Here is a 14601-nt window from a genome sequence, read left to right as displayed (position 1 = left end):
CAAATTTTTGCAAGTCGATGATGAATCGAAAGAAACATCTTCGGGTTGTGAGGTTAAGCGACTAAGCGTACACGGTGGATGCCCTGGCAGTCAGAGGCGATGAAGGACGTGCTAATCTGCGATAAGCGTCGGTAAGGTGATATGAACCGTTATAACCGGCGATTTCCGAATGGGGAAACCCAGTGTGATTCGTCACACTATCATTACGTGAATACATAGCGTAATGAAGCGAACCGGGGGAACTGAAACATCTAAGTACCCCGAGGAAAAGAAATCAACCGAGATTCCCCCAGTAGCGGCGAGCGAACGGGGAGCAGCCCAGAGTCTGAATCAGCATGTGTGTTAGTGGAAGCGTCTGGAAAGTCGCACGATACAGGGTGAAAGTCCCGTACACAAAAGTGCATGTGTTGTGAACTCGAAGAGTAGGGCGGGACACGTGGTATCCTGTCTGAATATGGGGGGACCATCCTCCAAGGCTAAATACTCCTGACTGACCGATAGTGAACCAGTACCGTGAGGGAAAGGCGAAAAGAACCCCGGCGAGGGGAGTGAAAAAGAACCTGAAACCGTGTACGTACAAGCAGTGGGAGCACCCTTTGGGGTGTGACTGCGTACCTTTTGTATAATGGGTCAGCGACTTATATTCTGTAGCAAGGTTAACCGAATAGGGGAGCCGAAGGGAAACCGAGTCTTAACTGGGCGTTAAGTTGCAGGGTATAGACCCGAAACCCGGTGATCTAGCCATGGGCAGGTTGAAGGTTGGGTAACACTAACTGGAGGACCGAACCGACTAATGTTGAAAAATTAGCGGATGACTTGTGGCTGGGGGTGAAAGGCCAATCAAACCGGGAGATAGCTGGTTCTCCCCGAAAGCTATTTAGGTAGCGCCTCGTGAACTCATCTTCGGGGGTAGAGCACTGTTTCGGCTAGGGGGTCATCCCGACTTACCAACCCGATGCAAACTGCGAATACCGAAGAATGTTATCACGGGAGACACACGGCGGGTGCTAACGTCCGTCGTGAAGAGGGAAACAACCCAGACCGCCAGCTAAGGTCCCAAAGTCATGGTTAAGTGGGAAACGATGTGGGAAGGCACAGACAGCCAGGATGTTGGCTTAGAAGCAGCCATCATTTAAAGAAAGCGTAATAGCTCACTGGTCGAGTCGGCCTGCGCGGAAGATGTAACGGGGCTAAACCATGCACCGAAGCTGCGGCAGCGACACTATGTGTTGTTGGGTAGGGGAGCGTTCTGTAAGCCGTTGAAGGTGTATCGTGAGGTATGCTGGAGGTATCAGAAGTGCGAATGCTGACATAAGTAACGATAATGCGGGTGAAAAACCCGCACGCCGGAAGACCAAGGGTTCCTGTCCAACGTTAATCGGGGCAGGGTGAGTCGACCCCTAAGGCGAGGCCGAAAGGCGTAGTCGATGGGAAACAGGTTAATATTCCTGTACTTGGTGTTACTGCGAAGGGGGGACGGAGAAGGCTATGTTAGCCGGGCGACGGTTGTCCCGGTTTAAGCATGTAGGCGGAGGTTCCAGGTAAATCCGGTACCTTATTAACGCTGAGGTGTGATGACGAGGCACTACGGTGCTGAAGTAACAAATGCCCTGCTTCCAGGAAAAGCCTCTAAGCATCAGGTAACACGAAATCGTACCCCAAACCGACACAGGTGGTCAGGTAGAGAATACCAAGGCGCTTGAGAGAACTCGGGTGAAGGAACTAGGCAAAATGGTGCCGTAACTTCGGGAGAAGGCACGCTGATATGTAGGTGAAGTGGTTTACCCATGGAGCTGAAATCAGTCGAAGATACCAGCTGGCTGCAACTGTTTATTAAAAACACAGCACTGTGCAAACACGAAAGTGGACGTATACGGTGTGACGCCTGCCCGGTGCCGGAAGGTTAATTGATGGGGTTATCCGTAAGGAGAAGCTCTTGATCGAAGCCCCGGTAAACGGCGGCCGTAACTATAACGGTCCTAAGGTAGCGAAATTCCTTGTCGGGTAAGTTCCGACCTGCACGAATGGCGTAATGATGGCCAGGCTGTCTCCACCCGAGACTCAGTGAAATTGAACTCGCTGTGAAGATGCAGTGTACCCGCGGCAAGACGGAAAGACCCCGTGAACCTTTACTATAGCTTGACACTGAACACTGGTCCTTGATGTGTAGGATAGGTGGGAGGCTTTGAAGTGTGGACGCCAGTCTGCATGGAGCCATCCTTGAAATACCACCCTTTAATGGCTGGTGTTCTAACGTAGACCCGTAATCCGGGTTGCGGACAGTGTCTGGTGGGTAGTTTGACTGGGGCGGTCTCCTCCTAAAGAGTAACGGAGGAGCACGAAGGTTAGCTAATCCTGGTCGGACATCAGGAGGTTAGTGCAAAGGCATAAGCTAGCTTGACTGCGAGAGTGACGGCTCGAGCAGGTGCGAAAGCAGGTCTTAGTGATCCGGTGGTTCTGAATGGAAGGGCCATCGCTCAACGGATAAAAGGTACTCCGGGGATAACAGGCTGATACCGCCCAAGAGTTCATATCGACGGCGGTGTTTGGCACCTCGATGTCGGCTCATCACATCCTGGGGCTGAAGTAGGTCCCAAGGGTATGGCTGTTCGCCATTTAAAGTGGTACGCGAGCTGGGTTTAGAACGTCGTGAGACAGTTCGGTCCCTATCTGCCGTGGGCGCTGGAGAATTGAGGGGGGCTGCTCCTAGTACGAGAGGACCGGAGTGGACGCATCACTGGTGTTCGGGTTGTCATGCCAATGGCATTGCCCGGTAGCTAAATGCGGAAGAGATAAGTGCTGAAAGCATCTAAGCACGAAACTTGCCCCGAGATGAGTTCTCCCTGACTCCCTGAGAGTCCTGAAGGAACGTTGAAGACGACGACGTTGATAGGTCGGGTGTGTAAGTGTAGCGATACATTGAGCTAACCGATACTAATGAACCGTGAGGCTTAACCTTACAACGCCGAAGATGTTTTGGCGAAGAGACATCGAAATTCAGCTTGATTACAGATTACATCGACATGCCCAGGAGGCGTGTTGATAAACAGAATTTGCCTGGCGGCTGTAGCGCGGTGGTCCCACCTGACCCCATGCCGAACTCAGAAGTGAAACGCCGTAGCGCCGATGGTAGTGTGGGGTCTCCCCATGCGAGAGTAGGGAACTGCCAGGCATCAAATAAAAGCGAAAGGCTCAGTCGAAAGACTGGGCCTTTTGTTTTATCTGTTGTCTGTCGGTGAGCGCTCTCCTGAGGAGGACAAATCCGCCGGGAGCGGATTTGAACGTTGCGCAGCAACGGCCCGGAGGGTGGCGGGCAGGACGCCCGCCATAAACTGCCAGGCATTAATTAAAGTGAAGAAGCCCATCCTGACGGATGGGCTTTTTTGCGTCTGTGCGGGGCAAAAACCGCCGGATGCGGCGTGCCGCCTTATCCGGCCTACAGGGGCCGGGCTGAACGTATTTTGTAGGCCTGATAAGCGCAGCGCATCAGGCACATCATAACAACACGGTTACCATCTTATCCATTGCGTAACAAAATCAGCAAGTTGCTGTATGTCGTTGATATCTAACAATGGAACATCTACCGCCAGCGGAACATCACTGGCAACCGCGATAACATATTCGTCTATCGCCAATTCTTCAGGACTATGCCCGCAACCGTCGCGAAAAAGCACGATCTTAGCGACAGGTTCATGCTTAAACCCTTCAACCAGCACTAGATCCAACGTCGCTGCATCCATCCGGCTTACCAGATATGCTAAATCCAGTTCGGGCTCTTCCGGTGTTTCTACCATTAACGCCCAACGTTGCTGGCTGGCGACCAGCGTTTGTGCTGCACCGGCTTTACGCAGTTCATAGCTATCTTTACCGGGCTTGTCGACATCCATATTGTGATGAGTATGTTTAATCAATCCGGGACGTATACCTCTGGCACGTAGCTCCGGGATCAACTTTTTGAGCAGCGTGGTTTTTCCCGTGCCGCTCCATGCCGCAATGGCGAGTAATGGGATCATGATTTTTCCTGCCATTTTGCGAGCTCTTCGGGGGTGTTCACGTTTACGAACGCATCTTTATGATCGCTGAAATCGACAGCATGACCGCCAGCCAGACGCATAAAGACCATAACGCGTCGTTCACCGGACTGAAGATAATCCTGCAGCAAAGGCTGCATAGAGCGGTGCATCAGCGCAATGGTTGGGTGATCTCTTTCCCCATCATGCACCCAGACAACGGGTGCAGCTTTACGTTGCTCTTTTAGACGAGCGACCAGATCGTGAGGAATATAGGGCATATCGCACGGGCAAAACAGAAACCACTCCCCCGTTTGCTGCAGGAATACCGATAGCATCCCGGCCAGTGGGCCAGGGAAATCGGCCAAGGAATCGGGAATAACTTTCAGGCCGCTTTGCTGGTATATATCCCGGTGGCGATTGGCATTCACCACCACGGTTTCGACCTGCAAAGCGAGAATGTCGGCCACATGCCGCCAAAGAGGTTTACCGTCCAGTTCAAGCAGACCTTTATCGGTCCCACCCATCCGTCTGGCCTTACCGCCAGCCAGCACAACCCCTGTTATTGCACTATCCAGAATCACTGATATCGCCTCTTTTAATGTGGGATTGACCCTGCTAACGTATCTGTATTGAGCCTAAGGAGCACAACCATGAAATGTAAACGTCTGAATGAAGTTATTGAACTCCTCCAGCCTGCCTGGCAGAAGGAACCCGATCTTAACCTGATGCAATTTTTGCAGAAACTGGCGCAAGAGTCAGGTTTTGACGGCGAACTGGCGGATTTAACTGATGACATTCTGATCTATCACCTGAAAATGCGAGACTCAGCGAAGGATGCTGTCATCCCAGGTATTCAGAAAGATTATGAAGAAGATTTTAAAACCGCACTACTCCGCGCTCGTGGCGTAATTAAAGAGTAAAAGCTTGTAATCGCCGCCACCGAAAGCGCTGCGAAATGATATCCTGAATCATTCGTAGTATTTTCCGGATGATGGGATGAACGACAACGCTTTTAATTTCCAGACGCTACACCCGGATACCATCATGGATGCACTGTTTGAGCAGGGGATCCGGGTGGATTCCGGGCTTACCCCGCTTAACAGCTATGAAAACCGTGTCTATCAATTCCAGGACGAAGACCGTCGACGCTTTGTCGTTAAGTTTTATCGCCCTGAACGTTGGTCTGTCGATCAGATCCAGGAAGAGCACCAGTTTGCTCTGGAACTGGTAAGCGATGAAGTCCCGGTAGCTGCGCCGTTGGTACTGAACGGCCAAACGCTGTTAAGTCACCAGGGTTTCCATTATGCGATCTTCCCCAGCGTCGGTGGGCGCCAGTTTGAGGCCGACAACATCGATCAGATGGAGGCGGTCGGGCGCTATCTCGGGCGTATGCACCAGACCGGATCCAAGTGTACTTTTGCCTTCCGACCGACGATTGGCCTTGAAGAATACCTGACTGAACCGCGTAAAGTTTTTGAACACGCACAGCTTATCCCATCAGGGCAAAAAGCGGCTTTCCTGAAGGCAACGGATGCGCTTATCGCGGTGGTTACCGATCGCTGGCATACGCGTTTTACTACGTTACGCCTGCACGGTGATTGTCATGCCGGTAATATTCTGTGGCGCGATGGCCCGATGTTTGTCGATTTAGATGATGCCCGCAATGGTCCGGCTATTCAGGATTTATGGATGCTCCTCAATGGTGATAAAGCTGAACAACGCATGCAGCTAGAAACCATTATCGAGGCTTATGAAGAGTTTAGTGAGTTCGACATCTCTGAAATCGGACTGATAGAACCTTTACGCGCTATGCGTTTAGTTTATTATCTTGCCTGGCTGATTCGACGTTGGGCTGACCCTGCGTTCCCAAAAAACTTCCCGTGGTTAACCGGGGAAGATTACTGGCATCGTCAGACCGCGACCTTTATTGAGCAGGCAAAAATTCTGCAAGAGCCCCCCTTACAATTAACGCCAATGTAATAATCGGAGAAACTTGAACATGAAAAAAATATGGCTGGCGCTGGCTGGTATGGTCTTAGCTTTTAGCGCATCTGCAGCGCAGTTCCAGGATGGTAAACAATACATCACCCTGGAGAAGCCTGTTGCGGGTGAACCGCAAGTGTTGGAGTTCTTCTCCTTCTACTGCCCGCACTGCTACCAGTTTGAAGAAGTGCTTCATGTATCTGATAACGTGAAGAAAAAACTGCCGGAAGGCACCAAGATGACCAAATACCACGTCGAGTTTCTCGGGCCGTTGGGCAAAGATCTGACGCAGGCATGGGCGGTTGCTATGGCGCTGGGTGTTGAAGATCAGGTCACTGTTCCGCTGTTTGAAGGGGTTCAGAAAACCCAGACCGTTCAGTCTGTTGCTGATATCCGTAAAGTGTTTGTCGATGCGGGTATTAAAGGCGAAGACTATGATGCGGCATGGAACAGCTTCGTAGTGAAATCTCTCGTGGCACAGCAGGAAAAAGCAGCGGCTGATTTACAGCTGCAGGGCGTTCCGGCGATGTTCGTGAATGGCAAATATCAGGTCAACCCGCAGGGCATGGATACCAGCAGCATGGATATCTTTGTACAACAGTATGCGGATACCGTGAAATACCTGGTCGGTCAGAAGTAAAAGCAAAAGCCGGTCACTGACCGGCTTTTTTATTTGCAGCTTTAATCGCGTCGAGCTGCGCGTCTTTCTCACTCCACAGCGTATTCAACCACAGCTGAAAGCGGCGCTTGAATGCCTTATCGTTCACGTAATCACCGTGTAACTCTTCATGGATTGGCTCCAGATTCACCCGCACGACAATCCTCGTTAGCTTACCGCTCAGCATATCGTAGAACGGTCGGCTACTGTTTTCCGGATAGCACAACGTGACATCCAGCATTTTATCGAACTGTGACCCCAGCACATTTAATGCCATCGCAATACCGGCCGCCTTGGGTGGGAGCAGGTTTTGATAAGGAGAACGGGTCTGCTCACGCTTCTCATGAGTAAAGCGCGAACCTTCGACAAAATTCACTATGGTTGTCGGGTGTACGCGAAACTTCTCGCAGGAACGACGCGTTGTTTCGACATCTTTACCACGGCGTTCCGGATGGCGAAGCAGATAGCCACGTGAGTAGCGTTTCATAAACGGCATATCCAGCGCCCAGCAGGCCAGGCCAATAAAGGGCACCCAGGCCAACTGCTGCTTGAGGAAATATTTATTCATCGGGATGTGCTTACGGAACAGAACGCAAAGCACAACGATATCGGCCCAGCTGTAATGATTACAAATGAGCAGATACCAGTTTTTTTTGCTAAGACCTTCCAGTCCTTCAACATCCCACTTCAGCCGTGGATTAAGGTGCAGCAGTAGCGCCAGACCTTCACACCAGCAGTACATCATGAAATTACAGAAGACAGAAACCTTGCGCCAGACGACAGGAATGGGCAAAAGGAGTTTCACAACCCCGGCAAGGATGATCGGCACAGAACAAAAAATTGTGACCAATATGGTCAATACGATACTCAGCAACAGCGTTATCGCAGCGAGTATTCTCGTCATAATTAAATTATTCAAAAGGTTAGCCATAGACAGTGCGCGAAAGAGGCGCAAGGGGCTGATTTTATCAGAAAACGAACCAAATGATGGATCTTCCCTGAATAGAAAAAAAGAGAATATCTATCCACATCAGGATATAAGCTTTAAAAATGGAATTAAATGCCGTGCATTTATTTAACTAATTGAAATTATTGTATAAATACAATGGAGCATTAATTGCCTTGCTATATTTAAAGAGCTGAAAATTATTTATTCACAAAGTTATCCACAGCTGTCTTTGCGAGCAAAGCAGAAGATCTGCAAAAGTTTTTCGACAAATGCGGCGAAAAACTCATGTTTTCATCCTGTCTGTGGCATCCTTTACCCATAATCTGATAAACAGGCACGGACATTATGGTTCAGATCCCAGAAAACCCACTTATCCTTGTAGATGGCTCATCTTACCTGTATCGCGCATACCACGCGTTCCCACCGCTGACTAACAGCGCAGGAGAACCTACGGGCGCGATGTACGGTGTCCTCAACATGCTGCGTAGCTTGATTCTGCAATATCAACCAACCCATGCAGCGGTGGTATTCGACGCCAAGGGTAAAACCTTCCGTGATGAATTATTCGAACATTATAAGTCTCACCGCCCACCGATGCCGGACGATCTGCGTGCGCAGATTGAACCTCTGCATGCGATGGTAAAGGCGATGGGGCTGCCACTGTTGGCTGTTTCTGGCGTGGAGGCGGACGATGTTATCGGTACGCTGGCGCGGGAAGCAGAGAAGATCGGTCGCCCGGTGCTGATTAGCACCGGTGATAAAGATATGGCTCAGTTGGTGACGCCGAATATCACCCTTATCAACACCATGACCAATACGATCCTTGGCCCGGATGAAGTGGTGAATAAGTACGGCGTCCCGCCGGAACTGATCATCGATTTCCTGGCGCTAATGGGTGACTCCTCAGATAACATTCCTGGCGTTCCAGGCGTAGGCGAAAAAACCGCTCAGGCACTGCTGCAGGGGCTGGGTGGGCTGGATACCCTCTATGCCGAATCAGACAAAATAGCGGGGCTGACCTTCCGTGGTGCGAAAACCATGGCGGGCAAACTTGAGCAGAACAAAGAGGTGGCGTACCTCTCTTATCAATTGGCTACCATCAAAACCGATGTTGAGCTGGAATTGACCTGTGAGCAGCTGGAAGTCCGTCAGCCCGCTGCAGAAGAACTGCTTGGCCTGTTTAAACAGTATGAATTTAAACGTTGGGTTACCGACGTTGAAGCGGGTAAATGGCTACAGGCGAAAGGGACGAAGCCGGCGACAAAACCGCAAGAAACTATTGTCGTCGATGAAACGCCTGAGGAGCCGGCCACGGTTCTTTCGTATGAAAACTATGTGACGATTCTGGACGAAGCGACGCTGGAAGAGTGGATCGCTAAGCTGAAAAAAGCACCTGTCTTTGCCTTCGATACTGAAACTGACAGCCTGGACAACATTTCCGCGAATCTGGTTGGCCTGTCTTTTGCCATTGAACCGGGTGTGGCGGCGTATGTTCCTGTTGCCCACGATTACCTGGATGCCCCTGACCAGATCGCGCGCGACCGTGCGCTGGAGCTGCTAAAGCCGCTGCTGGAAGATGAGAACGCGCACAAAGTCGGGCAAAATCTGAAGTACGATCGCGGCATTCTGGCGAACTATGGCATCGAGCTGCGCGGCATCACCTTTGACACCATGCTCGAATCCTACATTCTTAACAGCGTCGCTGGACGACACGATATGGACAGCCTGTCGGACCGCTGGCTGAAACATAAAACCATCACCTTTGAAGAGATCGCCGGAAAAGGCAAAAACCAGCTGACCTTTAACCAGATAGCACTGGAAGAGGCTGGCCGTTACGCTGCGGAAGACGCCGACGTTACGCTACAGCTGCATCTGAAAATGTGGCCAGAATTGCAGCAGCATAAAGGGCCGTTGAACGTCTTTGAAAATATCGATATGCCGCTGGTGCCGGTTTTGTCTCGCGTTGAGCGCAACGGTGTGAAAATCGATCCGGCTGTTCTGCACAAGCATTCAGAAGAGCTGACGCTGCGTTTGAATGAGCTGGAGCAAAAAGCGCACGAGATCGCCGGAGAAGCGTTTAACCTCTCTTCCACTAAGCAACTGCAAACTATCCTGTTTGAAAAGCAGGGTATTAAGCCGTTGAAGAAAACCCCTGGCGGCGCGCCATCAACGTCGGAAGAGGTACTGGAAGAGCTCGCGCTGGATTACCCATTGCCGAAAGTGATCCTGGAATATCGTGGTTTAGCAAAACTGAAGTCGACCTATACGGATAAGCTTCCGTTGATGATTAACAAGAAAACCGGGCGCGTGCACACCTCCTACCATCAGGCGGTTACTGCCACCGGGCGCTTGTCTTCAACGGATCCAAACCTGCAAAACATCCCGGTACGTAATGATGAAGGACGTCGTATTCGTCAGGCGTTCATTGCGCCAGAAGACTACCTGATTGTCTCTGCGGACTACTCACAGATTGAACTGCGTATCATGGCGCACCTTTCACGTGATAAAGGTCTGCTTACCGCGTTTGCCGAAGGGAAAGACATTCACCGCGCAACGGCGGCAGAAGTCTTTGGTTTACCGCTTGATTCTGTGACCAGCGAGCAACGCCGCAGCGCTAAAGCCATTAACTTCGGTTTGATCTACGGGATGAGCGCCTTTGGTTTGGCACGCCAGTTGAATATTCCGCGCAAAGAGGCACAGAAGTACATGGATCTCTACTTCGAACGCTACCCTGGTGTGTTGGAATACATGGAACGCACCCGCGCGCAGGCGAAAGAGCAAGGCTATGTAGAAACGCTGGAAGGTCGCCGTCTCTATTTACCGGATATTAAATCCAGTAATGGTGCTCGTCGCGCTGGTGCTGAACGTGCGGCCATTAACGCCCCGATGCAGGGAACTGCTGCAGACATTATCAAACGAGCCATGATTGCCGTGGATGGATGGCTGCAAACCGAGCAACCGCGCGTGCGCATGATCATGCAGGTACACGATGAACTGGTGTTTGAAGTGCACAAAGATGATCTGGAAAGCGTCTCCAAAAAGATCCACCAACTGATGGAAAACGAGACTCAGATTGACGTGCCGTTGCTGGTGGAAGTCGGGAGTGGTGAAAACTGGGATCAGGCGCACTAAGGGTTTACTTAATAACGCTCCTTTTTCGTAACTAAGCAACATAAGAGAGAGCTTTTTGTGATGTCCATTAGAATTCCCTATGTAAGGAATGAAAAAAAATTACAAAAAGTGCTTTCTGAGCTGCTCAAAAAAGAGTAAAGTTATTCTCGTAGGGTACAGAGGTAAGATGTTCTATCTTTCAGACCTTTTACTTCACGTAATCGGATTTGGCTGAATATTTTAGCCGCCCCAGTCAGTAATGACTGGGGCGTTTTTTATTGTGCGAAAGAAAAGTTTTGCACATGCTGTAGGCCGGATAAGACGCGCAGCGGCGTCATCCGGCATATCGGTGGGTTATTCCCCTTCCTGCACCTCTTCAACCGGTGCCAGTTCACTAAACCAGCTATCCAGTTTTTGCCGCAGTTTGTCCACACCCAGTTTTTTCAGCGATGAAAATGCTTCTACCTGCACATCACCGTTAAATGCCAGTACGGCTTCACGTACCATATTCAGCTGCGCTTTGCGTGCACCGCTGGCCAGCTTATCTGCTTTAGTCAGCAGTACCAGAACCTGAACGTTGCTCTCAACTGCCCACAGGATCATCTGTTGATCGAGATCTTTTAACGGGTGACGAATATCCATCAGCACTACCAGACCTTGCAGGCTCTGACGTTTTTCCAGATATTCAGCCAGCGCGCGTTGCCATTTACGCTTCATTTCTTCTGGAACTTCGGCATAACCGTATCCTGGCAAATCGACCAGGCGTTTGCCGTCAACGACTTCAAACAGGTTGATGAGCTGAGTACGACCCGGCGTTTTAGATGTACGCGCCAGACCTTTTTGATTCGTCAGGGTATTTAGCGCACTGGATTTGCCTGCGTTGGAACGGCCAGCAAAAGCCACTTCGATACCGGTATCGGAAGGTAAGTGGCGAATATCAGGCGCACTCATTACAAAGTGCGTCTGTTGATAATTCAAGTTAGTCAAAGCAGTCCTCTCCATCAATCAGGGCTTTGCAGCGATTATACCTGAACCCCAGCAAAAGGCTGGTTTTTCGACGAGTGGGCTGTGTAAGTAAAAACCTCGCGCTTTGTGAGACATTGCCGACAGTTTCTATACGAGATGACAGAGTAAAAAATGACAGAACTAAAATAAATCATATGGTTACATTTGGGCGCTATTCTTAAAATCAGAAATTGTTACCCAGGTTACTTGTACGTTTAAACCAAAACGGTAAAGTAGCGTCCATAGCGAGGAAGCTGACAGGATAGACGACTCAGGATGAGGGTCAGGAGCGCCAGGAGGCGAAGACACAGGATTGTCAGGAAGACAAACGTCCGGAGACGTTAGTAAAAGGAAATGGAAACAACACGGAATGTTAGAGGCTAAGGGAAAAACAGGGTGTGTTGATAGCCAACAGGGATTGTAGAGCCCGTAAGGGTTGAGAGTCAGGAAAAAAGGCGACAGATTACTCTGTCGCCTTTTTTCTTTATTTCTGCTAGATTCCGGCGCAATTATATACTGAATAAAAACAGCCAAAGACGAATCATGATGAAACCAACTTCTACACCACGCGGTAAAGGTCCTGCAAAAGCGCGTCGTAAAACACGCGAAGAAATTAACCAGGAAGCTCGCGACCGTAAGCGCCAGAAAAAACACCGTGGTCATGCGGCAGGTAGCCGTGCGTCCGGTAGCGAAGGCGCATCTGGTGGCGGAAACCAAAATAAGCAAAAAGATCCTCGTATTGGCAGCAAAACCCCCATTCCATTGGGCGTGACCGAAAAAGTCACCAAACAGCACAAACCGAAGAGTGAGAAACCTATGCTTTCACCACAGGCTGAGTTGGATTTACTGGAAACGGATGAGCGCCTGGATGCGCTGCTGGAGCGTCTTGAAGCAGGAGAAACCCTGAGCGCGGAAGATCAGTCCTGGGTTGATGCCAAGCTGGATCGCATCGATGAGCTGATGCAAAAGCTGGGTCTTTCTTACGATGACGAGGAAGAAGAGGAAGAAGAAGAAAAGCAGGAAGACATGATGCGCCTGCTGAAAGGCGGCAACTAACGGTTTTACACCGTGGGTCTTCCCGTCCTGCTTATAACCCTTCCGGTTATATGTTATCTGGTGTGGTTATTCGTTAAACTACAGCGGTTGTCGCGGCGACAGAAGTGGCTGCGCAACCGACTTATCACCCGTACTGGGGTTAAGTCGGTACGCCGTACCCGCCAGAGACGCCATCGGAAGGAGTGAGCATGTCAGAGCAGTTAATAGACTGGGACCTGGCCCTGATCCAGAAATATAACTATTCCGGGCCACGATATACCTCGTACCCGACCGCGCTGGAGTTTTCTGAAGACTACGGCACTGAGGCATTTCTAAAGGCCGTGGCGCGTTATCCTGAGCGTCCTCTCTCGCTGTACGTTCACATCCCATTCTGCCACAAGCTGTGTTATTTCTGCGGCTGTAACAAGGTCGTGACTCGCCAGCAGCATAAAGCCGACCAATACCTCGATGTTTTAGAACAAGAAATTATTCATCGCGCACCGCTGTTCGCCGGACGCCATGTCAGTCAGCTGCACTGGGGCGGCGGCACGCCAACGTACCTGAATAAAGCGCAAATCAGTCGTTTGATGTCGCTGCTGCGTGGCAACTTTAACTTTAACGACGACGCTGAAATCTCGATCGAAGTGGATCCGCGAGAAATTGAGCTGGATGTGCTCGATCATTTACGCGCTGAAGGTTTTAACCGCCTGAGCATGGGGGTGCAGGACTTCAATAAAGAAGTTCAGCGCCTGGTGAACCGTGAGCAGGATGAGGAATTCATCTTTGCGCTGCTGAATCATGCGCGTGAGATCGGTTTTACTTCAACGAATATCGATCTGATTTATGGTTTGCCAAAACAGACGCCAGAAAGTTTCGCCTTCACCCTGAAACGCGTTGCTGAGCTGAATCCAGATCGACTGAGTGTCTTTAACTACGCGCACCTGCCGACGCTGTTTGCCGCTCAGCGCAAAATTAAAGATGCCGACCTGCCCAGCGCGCAGCAGAAGCTGGATATCCTGCAGGAAACCATCTCTTCACTGACCGAAACTGGCTATCAGTTCATTGGCATGGATCATTTTGCCCGCCCGGATGACGAACTGGCCATTGCTCAACGTAAGGGTGTGCTGCATCGTAATTTCCAGGGTTATACCACCCAGGGTGATACCGATCTGCTGGGAATGGGCGTGTCAGCCATTAGTATGATTGGTGATAACTACGCGCAGAACCAGAAAGAGCTGAAGCGCTATTATCAGCAGGTAGACGAGCAGGGGGACGCGCTGTGGCGCGGAATTGCCCTGACCCGTGACGACTGCATTCGTCGGGATGTTATCAAGCTCCTGATCTGCAACTTCCGCCTCGACTATGCCACTGTGGAACAGCAATGGGATCTGAACTTCGCTGACTATTTTGCCGAAGACCTGAAACTGCTGGCACCGCTGGCGAAGGATGGGCTGGTGGATGTCGATGAGAAGGGGATTCAGGTCACGCCGAAGGGCCGTCTGCTGATCCGTAATATTTGCATGTGCTTCGATGCGTATCTGCGCCAGAAAGCACGGATGCAGCAATTCTCGCGGGTGATTTAACGCTTTTCCGGGTGGCGCTTCGCTTATCGTGCCTACGAAAATCTCAATACGTAGGTCGGGTAAGCGAAGCGCCACCCGGCGAACCCGCTAGCTGAACAGTCCAACCAGCGCTGCGCACAATACTGCGGCGACCGCAGTTTGTGGCGTATGGCTTTCGACTGCACTGCTCGACAGCAGATTAATGATTGATTCCAGCATGATGACTTCCCCCCGTTAGTCGGGCACGATCATACTTAACTCATCGGAACAGTAAAGCGCAAAATA

12 protein-coding genes, 2 rRNA genes and 1 pseudogene are annotated in these 14601 nt (G+C 50.7%); 10 read left to right on the top strand and 5 right to left on the bottom strand.

Annotation, left to right across the window (positions count from 1 at the left end):
- Positions 1–51: 51 nt before the first annotated feature.
- Together GHC22_RS22825 and rrf are read left to right on the top strand one after the other, a co-directional pair.
- A 23S ribosomal RNA gene (locus GHC22_RS22825) occupies positions 52–2959 on the top strand.
- A gap of 97 nt (positions 2960–3056) precedes the next feature.
- A 5S ribosomal RNA gene (rrf, locus tag GHC22_RS22820) occupies positions 3057–3172 on the top strand.
- A 337-nt stretch (positions 3173–3509) separates the two neighbouring features.
- On the opposite strand, the gene mobB is transcribed toward rrf, so the two are convergent.
- Positions 3510–4028 carry a molybdopterin-guanine dinucleotide biosynthesis protein MobB gene (gene mobB, locus GHC22_RS22815; protein WP_103015350.1) on the bottom strand — a complete coding sequence of 173 codons (519 nt, stop codon included), beginning with the start codon at positions 4026–4028 and terminating at the stop codon, positions 3510–3512.
- Complete coding sequence (mobA, locus tag GHC22_RS22810; protein ID WP_230320601.1) at positions 4010–4537, bottom strand: molybdenum cofactor guanylyltransferase MobA; 528 nt, start codon at positions 4535–4537, stop codon at positions 4010–4012. Before mobA ends, mobB begins: the two co-directional genes overlap by 19 nt.
- A 126-nt stretch (positions 4538–4663) precedes the next feature.
- Here mobA and GHC22_RS22805 point away from each other — a divergent pair, with 126 nt between their 5' ends.
- The 3 genes from GHC22_RS22805 to dsbA all read left to right on the top strand — a co-directional run bounded on the left by GHC22_RS22805 (position 4664) and on the right by dsbA (position 6636).
- A complete protein-coding gene (locus tag GHC22_RS22805) occupies positions 4664–4933 on the top strand; it encodes a YihD family protein (RefSeq protein WP_003028616.1) in 270 nt (89 codons plus the stop codon).
- A gap of 76 nt (positions 4934–5009) precedes the next feature.
- Positions 5010–5993 (top strand): serine/threonine protein kinase, encoded by a 984-nt coding sequence (locus tag GHC22_RS22800; protein ID WP_153753928.1) that lies wholly within the window; start codon positions 5010–5012, stop codon positions 5991–5993.
- Between the two features lie 19 nt (positions 5994–6012).
- Entirely contained in the window at positions 6013–6636 is a 624-nt protein-coding gene (gene dsbA, locus GHC22_RS22795; RefSeq protein ID WP_003028621.1) for a thiol:disulfide interchange protein DsbA, read from the top strand.
- Between the two features lie 13 nt (positions 6637–6649).
- On the opposite strand, the gene GHC22_RS22790 is transcribed toward dsbA, so the two are convergent.
- A complete protein-coding gene (locus GHC22_RS22790) occupies positions 6650–7504 on the bottom strand; it encodes an acyltransferase (RefSeq protein WP_225280869.1) in 855 nt (284 codons plus the stop codon).
- Between GHC22_RS22790 and GHC22_RS24755 the strand changes: the two genes are divergently transcribed.
- Complete coding sequence (locus tag GHC22_RS24755) at positions 7398–7733, top strand: hypothetical protein (RefSeq protein WP_228553268.1); 336 nt, start codon at positions 7398–7400, stop codon at positions 7731–7733. The genes GHC22_RS22790 and GHC22_RS24755 overlap by 107 nt on opposite strands.
- A 215-nt stretch (positions 7734–7948) precedes the next feature.
- Positions 7949–10735, top strand: a complete 2787-nt coding sequence (polA, locus tag GHC22_RS22785; protein WP_153753927.1) for a DNA polymerase I — start codon at positions 7949–7951, stop codon at positions 10733–10735.
- 333 nt (positions 10736–11068) lie between these two features.
- Here polA and yihA read toward each other — a convergent pair whose 3' ends face one another.
- The gene (yihA, locus tag GHC22_RS22780; protein ID WP_008786982.1) at positions 11069–11701 is read right to left on the bottom strand and encodes a ribosome biogenesis GTP-binding protein YihA/YsxC; all 633 of its coding nucleotides are present in this window, start codon (positions 11699–11701) and stop codon (positions 11069–11071) included.
- Between the two features lie 209 nt (positions 11702–11910).
- On the opposite strand from yihA, the pseudogene GHC22_RS24750 reads away from it, so the two are divergent.
- From GHC22_RS24750 to hemN, 3 genes and pseudogenes are all read left to right on the top strand, one after another.
- Positions 11911–12096 (top strand): annotated as a pseudogene (locus tag GHC22_RS24750) (hypothetical protein).
- Positions 12097–12265: 169 nt separating this feature from the next.
- Positions 12266–12775, top strand: coding sequence for a Der GTPase-activating protein YihI (gene yihI / locus GHC22_RS22775; protein ID WP_003028627.1), 510 nt, complete (start codon positions 12266–12268; stop codon positions 12773–12775).
- 188 nt (positions 12776–12963) lie between these two features.
- Positions 12964–14337, top strand: coding sequence for an oxygen-independent coproporphyrinogen III oxidase (gene hemN / locus GHC22_RS22770; protein ID WP_020996122.1), 1374 nt, complete (start codon positions 12964–12966; stop codon positions 14335–14337).
- A gap of 87 nt (positions 14338–14424) precedes the next feature.
- Here the strand turns inward: hemN and GHC22_RS22765 are convergent, their stop codons facing one another.
- Positions 14425–14535 (bottom strand): YshB family small membrane protein, encoded by a 111-nt coding sequence (locus tag GHC22_RS22765; protein WP_153753926.1) that lies wholly within the window; start codon positions 14533–14535, stop codon positions 14425–14427.
- Positions 14536–14601 lie beyond the last annotated feature (66 nt).

The organism is Citrobacter sp. H12-3-2 (genome assembly GCF_009649895.1).
Classification (GTDB): domain Bacteria; phylum Pseudomonadota; class Gammaproteobacteria; order Enterobacterales; family Enterobacteriaceae; genus Citrobacter; species Citrobacter portucalensis.
Note: the sequence above shows the minus strand (reverse complement) of the source record. Positions and strands in the feature narration are given on the sequence as shown.